General features: G+C 72.2%; 4 protein-coding genes. All 4 read left to right on the plus strand.

Translation table 11 applies throughout. From position 1 onward, the window contains the following. Positions 1 to 1309 (plus strand): VWA domain-containing protein (locus tag G6028_RS17200; protein ID WP_182659590.1); only part of this gene is annotated, 1309 nt, incomplete at its 5' end. A 25-nt stretch (positions 1310 to 1334) separates the two neighbouring features. Further along, the gene (locus G6028_RS17205; protein ID WP_241730857.1) at positions 1335 to 2498 is read left to right on the plus strand and encodes an iron-containing alcohol dehydrogenase; all 1164 of its coding nucleotides are present in this window, start codon (positions 1335 to 1337) and stop codon (positions 2496 to 2498) included. Further along, positions 2495 to 3862, plus strand: coding sequence for a GAF domain-containing sensor histidine kinase (locus G6028_RS17210; protein WP_179524180.1), 1368 nt, complete (start codon positions 2495 to 2497; stop codon positions 3860 to 3862). The genes G6028_RS17205 and G6028_RS17210 overlap by 4 nt, the downstream gene beginning before the upstream one ends. Continuing rightward, positions 3859 to 4560 carry a MadR family response regulator transcription factor gene (locus G6028_RS17215; protein WP_259848063.1) on the plus strand — a complete coding sequence of 234 codons (702 nt, stop codon included), beginning with the start codon at positions 3859 to 3861 and terminating at the stop codon, positions 4558 to 4560. The genes G6028_RS17210 and G6028_RS17215 overlap by 4 nt, the downstream gene beginning before the upstream one ends. The last annotated feature ends 150 nt before the right edge of the window (positions 4561 to 4710 follow it).

A 4710-nucleotide genomic window follows, 5' to 3' on the forward strand; every position in this document is an offset into this window, starting at 1 on the left:
CGCCGTCTTCGACAGCTTCTTCCTCGGTGTGCGGGCGGCCCGGGTCGAGGACTCCGGAGGGGCCCGGGGCGACGCCCCGCAGGTGGGGGCGCTGCCCGACGAACTGGGACTGGACTCGGACGGGTCCTCGCCGTTCACCCCGTCGGACCTGGACCCGGCCGAGATCGGTGACCTGGTCGAGGGCGACGAGACGGCCCGCCGTGACGAGGACATCCACTACGACGACTCCGACTTCTCGACCGCGACGGGCGAGGAGGAGTTCGCGGTCGAGGCGGGCGCGGAGCGGTGGCAGTCCTCGGTCACCTACGAGATCGAGGTGGATCGCGCGTCGTCGGACCGGGTGGGGGAGATGGGGTCCTCCGCCATCTCGGTCTCCAGTGGCGAGTCGTTGGACTGGGCGGACGCGCTCGACGTCCTGCGGACCCTCGACGGGTACGACGCCCGACAGGTGTACGCGGTGCACGCCGACGAGGGCGGGCCCCCGGCGGGCGAGCAGGTGGGGATGTTCGTCGACGCGGTCGTGGAATTCCTGAGGAACCTCGCGGAGGACGTCACCGACGGTCGTGTCGACGACGACGAGGTCAACGGGGGCCCGGAGGCGCCCGACAGCGGGGACCTCGAGCGCGCGTCTCACGAGGTGATGCGCCGGATCCGGGGCGCCCCCCGGCGGCGCTCCCGGCCGTTCGCCCGCGGGCTGCTCGATTCGCGCTCCACCCTGCGACGGGCCTGGGCGACGGACGGCGAGGCGTTCACCATCATGAACCGGACCCGTGTCCCCGGGCCGCTCAAGCTCCTGATCCTCGTCGACGTGTCGCTCTCGGTCCGTCCCGTCACCGGATTCGTGCTGCGGCTGGCCCAGAGCCTGCACCGGAAGGTCAACAGGTGCTCCGTGGTCGCCTTCGTCGACCGACCCGTCGACGTGACCGACCACCTCCTGTCGTCGTCGGGTCCGGACGCGTTGGCGACCGTGCTGGCCGCACCCGGTCTGGACCTCGAGGCCAGCAGTGACTACGGGCGGATGTTCGCCGAGCTGCTCGACCGCCACGGCGACCTGATCGACGCCCGGACCTCGGTCCTCGTCGTGGGTGACGGGCGGAGCAACGGCCTGGATCCGCGGGAGGACCTGGTCGGACGGATCAGCAGGCGGGCCCACCGGATGGCGTGGATCACCCCGGAGGCCCGGAGGTACTGGAACCGGCCCACGTGTGGGCTGAGCGTGTACGCCCGGTACCTGGACGGGGTGGTGACCGCGCGCGACCCCGCGGAACTGTCCGAACGGGCAGGTCTGCTGGGAAGCTCGCTCGCCTGACATGACCCGGGCCTATCGTGTGGGCATGTCGTCGGAAGGCCGGGTGGCCAAGTTCCACGCGCCGGAGATCCTCTTCGGCTTCGGTGCCCTGCCCGAGGCCGCGACCGCCGCCATGGGACTGGGCGCACGGCGTCCCCTCGTCGTCACCGATCCGTGGCTCGAACTCACCCCGTGGCCGGGCACGGTCGTCGACGGGCTGAGGGCGCGGGGTGCGGAGCCGGTCGTGTGGTCCGATGTCCGGCCGAACCCGCGGGCGTCCCAGATCCTCTCCGGCGCGAGGACCTACCACTCCTCGGGGTGCGACGTCATCGTGGCGGTGGGCGGCGGCTCGGTGATCGACGCCGCCAAGGGGGTGGCGCTCGTCGTCTCCAACGGAGGGCACGTCCTCGAGTACGAGGGGGTCGACCGGATCCGGTTGCCGCTGCCCCCGGTGGTGGCCGTGCCGACGACGGCCGGCAGTGGTGCCGACGTCTCCCAGTTCTGCGTGGTCAACGACTCGGACCGGCGGACCAAGGTGACCATCGTCAGCCGCTCTCTGGTGCCGGACGTGACGGTCATCGACCCGGCCACCCACGCCACCGTCCCCGAGGACGTGCGGGCGGCCACGGCGATCGACGTGCTCTCCCACGGGGTGGAGGCGTACTTCTCGCGCGCGGCGGGTCCGTTGACGGACTCCCACGCCCTGCGGTCCGTCGAGCTGTGCACGCGGTCGCTCGACAGGCTCGGGGGCGGCGAGAGGCACGGCGACGGGCAACTGGAGGACATGGCGCTCGCGTCGCTCGAGGCGGGGATGGCGTTCAGCAACGCCGTCCTGGGGGCGGTCCACGCGATGAGCCACCCGGTGGGCGGTCGGTACGACTCCTCGCACGGCCAGATCAACGGGGTCCTGCTGTCCCATGTCGTCCGGCACAACGGGATGGTCATGCGCGCGGACCGCATGGCGGACCTGGCGCGCGCCGCCGGGGTGGCCGTCGGCTCCCGGGGCGGCCAGGTGACGGACCGGGTCGCGGACCGCTTCCGGGACCTCGCGGAGGCCGTCGGGATCCCGGCGGGGCTCGCTCAGCTGGGGGTCCGTGCCGAGGACATCCCCACGTTGGCCGCGCACGCGCTCGACGATCTGTGCATGGCCACGAACCCGCGTCCCGTCACCCTCGAGGACGTCGAACGACTGTACCGGGAGGCGTCATGACCGAGGGGCCCACGGATCTGGACTCCCTCCTGGGCCTGCGGTCGGTCAAGAGGAGCTTCTTCGATCAGTACCGGGCGGCGGAGTCGAGGCTGCGCCGCTCCATGCACGCGCTCGATCGGGTCTCCGGTGCGCTGGTGCGGACCGCCGAGGGGCCCGAGGAGCTGATGCTGTCGGTCCTCCGGGTCGCCTACGACCAGCTCGACGCCGAGTGGGCGCTGGTCGCCCTCCGGGACGGTCAGCTCCCGTCCGTCGAGCCACGGCACGTCATCGTGGACCCCGAGGGGCGGTTCGTCGCGTTCGAGGGCCGGGATCTGGCGCCGGTCCCGGAGGGGCTGCCCACTGATGTGGTCAATGTCCTCCTCGCGGTCCTTCGCGGCGGCAGGTCCTCCGAGGTCGCGGACGCCGGAGGCCCCGACGCGGTGACCGTGCCGCTGATACTGCACGGCGGGGTGATCGGGGGACTGGCGTCCTGGCGCCACCCCGGGCGGCCGGCCGAGGACATCGACACGGTGGTCCTGCGGATTCTCGCCGCGCAGGCGGCCGTGGCACTGCACAACTCCGTCCTTTTCCGGGACCAGGAGACGTTGCTCGCGCGGGCGGAGGAGGCGTACGAGGAGGCCCGGGGGCACGTGGTGGAGCTGTCCCGGCGGAACTCCGAACTGGAATTGGCCCATCGGGAACTCGACGCCGCACACCGCCAGCGGATCCTCGACGTGGAACGGTCGCGGATGGCCCGGGAACTCCACGACAGCGTCTCCCAGCTGGTCCTCGGCGCGGGGATGCACCTGCAACTCGGACTCGACGCGGTGGGGCGGGTCGACCGGCAGCGGCCGCTGCTGGAGAAGGCGGTGCACCTGACCGACCAGGCCGTCGACCAGCTCCGGTCCGTGATCTACGCCCTGCGCACGATCGACGACGGGGACGGGCGGTTGAGCCGCCTGATCGAGGACCTGTGCCGCCTCCACGTCCCGTCGAGCATGACCACCGAGGTCCGGGTGCTCGGCGACGAGGTCCCGACGACCCCCGGGATCGAGCACGAGCTGCTCCGGATCGCCGGTGAGGCGCTCGCGAACTCCGCGCGGCATTCGCGGGGGCACGGCGTGGTGGTGACCCTGGACTTCGGTGACGAGGCCGTGGTGCTGACCGTGGAGGACGACGGCGTGGGACGGCCGGAGGACCTGCGGGCCATGCTCGAGGGCGAGCGGACCGGTTCCCCCGCGGAGCGCCAGGGCCTGGTCAACATGAGGGAGAGGGCCGAGCTGGTGGGGGGAGAACTGGGCATCGTGCAGTCCGACCTGGGTGGGGTGGCGATCACTGTGGTGGCGCCCCGCGTCGACGGACTCGACCGGCGGCCGGCCCGATGACCCCGGGTCCGACGACCCCCGGGCCGAGGACCCCGCCTGGGACCGGCCCCACGACCCCACCGTCGACGATCCGCACCGTCCTGGTGGACGACCACGCCGTCCTGCGAGAGGGATTGCGACTGATGCTGGAGCGGGAGCCCGACCTCGAGGTGGTCGGTGAGGCGTCGACCGCGGACGCTGCGCTTGAGGTCATCCGCTCGACCCGCCCGGACGTCGCGGTGATCGACCTCAAACTCGGGAGCGGCTCCGAGCTCGACGGGTTGCGGGTCTGTGCGGCGGTCCGCGACCTGTTCCCCGACGTGGCCCCCCTGGTGCTCACGACCTTCCTCGACAAGGCGATCGTCGTGCGGGCGGTCCGGGCGGGGGCCCGGGGATACGTGGTCAAGAACGTGGACGTGACCGAGCTGGTGACCGCCGTCCGGTCGGTCTCGGCGGGGCAGAGCGCCTTCGACGCCCGCACCGCGTCCATGGTGCTCGACGCGCTCAAGGGCGTGGGCTCGGCGTCCGAGGCCCTGTCGGCCCGGGAGATCGAGGTCCTGAAATTGCTGGCGGAGGGGATGTCCAACAAGGAGATCGGTCAGGCGCTGTTCATCTCGGCCACGACCGCCAAGTTCCACATCAGCAACATCCTGCGCAAGCTCAAGGTCTCACGGCGGGCCGAGGCGGTGTACGTGGCCAGTCAGCAGGGCCTGCTCTGACCGCCCCCGCCCCGCCCGTCGCCGCCGCCCCGCCCCGCCACCGACCGGGCAGCCCAACGAGAAGAGCGTTCCGCGCACCCTCTTCTCGGCAAACGTGTGCGGAACGCTCTTGGCGACGGGGCGACGGGGCGACGGGGCGACGGGGCGACG

Source organism: Dietzia cercidiphylli (assembly GCF_014145145.1).
Lineage (GTDB): Bacteria > Actinomycetota > Actinomycetes > Mycobacteriales > Mycobacteriaceae > Dietzia > Dietzia natronolimnaea.